General features: G+C 72.7%; 1 protein-coding gene. It reads right to left on the bottom strand.

Features of this window, described 5'->3' with window-relative positions; genetic code table 11:
* Positions 1-48 precede the first annotated feature (48 nt).
* On the bottom strand, positions 49-609 hold the full coding sequence (locus ACFQ87_RS46235) for a hemerythrin domain-containing protein (RefSeq protein WP_380617048.1): 561 nt from the start codon (positions 607-609) through the stop codon (positions 49-51).
* Positions 610-1,609 lie beyond the last annotated feature (1,000 nt).

Raw genomic sequence — 1,609 nt, 5'->3', positions numbered from 1 at the left:
GTACCAGGCAGGACCGCGGTCCTGCCTGGTACCGCTCGGCGAGGAGGTTCAGGACTTGCCGCGGCCGGTGACGAAGTCGCGAGCCCGGTCGACCAGGCCGACGCCCGGGGCGAGGAGCTTGCTGGCCGTCGTAGTGCTGGGCGCGGAGGGGTGCGGGCGGGTGGGGGCCATGGACTTGGCGCGACGGATCTTGTCGCCGAGGTCGTCCAGCTGCTGCGGGGTGCAGGCCTGGCGCAGCATGGGGAAGAGCTTGTTCTCCTCGTCCTGGACGTGGGCGGCGACCTCGTCCATGAGCCGCTGCAGAAGCGGGCTCAGCTGCGCGTCGTCGATGTCCGTCTTCTCCAGCTGCTTGAGGATCTTCTCGACCCGGCCGTGGTCGGCGATCTCCTTGTCAGCAAGCCGGTCACCGCCCTGGATGTACTCGCGCACCGCCGGGTACAGGTACTGCTCCTCGGCGACCGAGTGCCGCACCAGCTCGATGGTGACCTCGTCCACCATGTCACGCAGCTGCTGGCCGCCTGCGGTCATCGCCTGGATACGGGCGAACATCTCCTCGACCTCGCGGTGGTCGGTCATCAGCTCGTCGATCACGTTCCGGCCGTGCCCCATCGCACATCCGCCTCTCGTCCTGCCGGGTCGGGTCCATCCCGCCCAGCCCAGAGATATCCCGGCCTGGCGCACGGCGCCTGCCGAGCCCGCTGTGGCCTCACCCGATCGGCCCTGCCGCGCACGGCACAGCGGCAGGGTGTGAGTGGTCGTGTCCTGCGAGATACTGGCGGCCGGGCTGCGCGGGCCTGCGGGGGACGGCGATGTTCCACATCGAGCCGAGTGACGGCGGCGAGGTGTTCATCGCGCTGCGCGGACGGGCGACGTCGCGGATGCGTGCCCCGGGTCAGCGGTGTGAGGCGGGCACACCGATCGGCGCCCAGACCGGCCAGGCGCGTCAGCAGAGCGACGCACATCGCGCCCGACGGTCGACGGCGCGAACCGGCGCGGCACCCGCGGCGAGCAGGACCTCGGTGACGATGCCGGCGCCTGCGCCCGGCATACGGAGTCCCGTGCCGGGCGCGGCGAGCCGCCTCGGTGAAGCGCCGCTTGGCCTGGCGGCGGTCGGTCTCGGCCTGCCGCAGGCCGTAGAACTCGACGGTGCCGTGCCTGCGCCGGGCGCGTCGTCCACGCTGCTGCGGCCATCCGGGGCCGGACGCGTAGTGGGCCGGGTCGGCGAGCGCACTGCCGTCCAACCCGGCGGGAAGCTCGGCCACCGTCGAACCTCGAGGCGCCGGCTGCGCGCAGCGCCCGCTCGCCGAAGCCGCCGGAGAGCACCGCGATACAGGGAACCTTGGCCTGGGTCGCGGCCTGGACGTCCCAGGGGGTGTCGCCGGCGAACAGCGCCTGCTGCAGGCCCGATCGGCCCCGTTTGCCACCGTCCCTCGGGGAAACCCGCACCGTATGACACTTAACGAACCCACTGCCCGGACCGTGGTGGTCACCGGGGCCAGCGGCGGCATCGGACGCGCCTGCGCGGTGGCGTTCGCCGCCCGCGAAGAGAACCTCACGCTGATCGCCCGCGGCCGCGCCGGCCTCGACGCGACGGTGCACGACGTGGAGC

Origin of the sequence: Kitasatospora sp. NPDC056531, assembly GCF_042794375.1 — a bacterium.
GTDB lineage: Bacteria > Actinomycetota > Actinomycetes > Streptomycetales > Streptomycetaceae > Kitasatospora.
This window is presented reverse-complemented; position numbering and strand designations above follow the sequence as displayed.

Excerpts from the sequence above, each read along its gene's own strand:
- ACFQ87_RS46235 (WP_380617048.1), bottom strand. The coding sequence starts at position 609 with ATGGGGCACGGCCGGAACGTGATCGACGAGCTGATGACCGACCACCGC.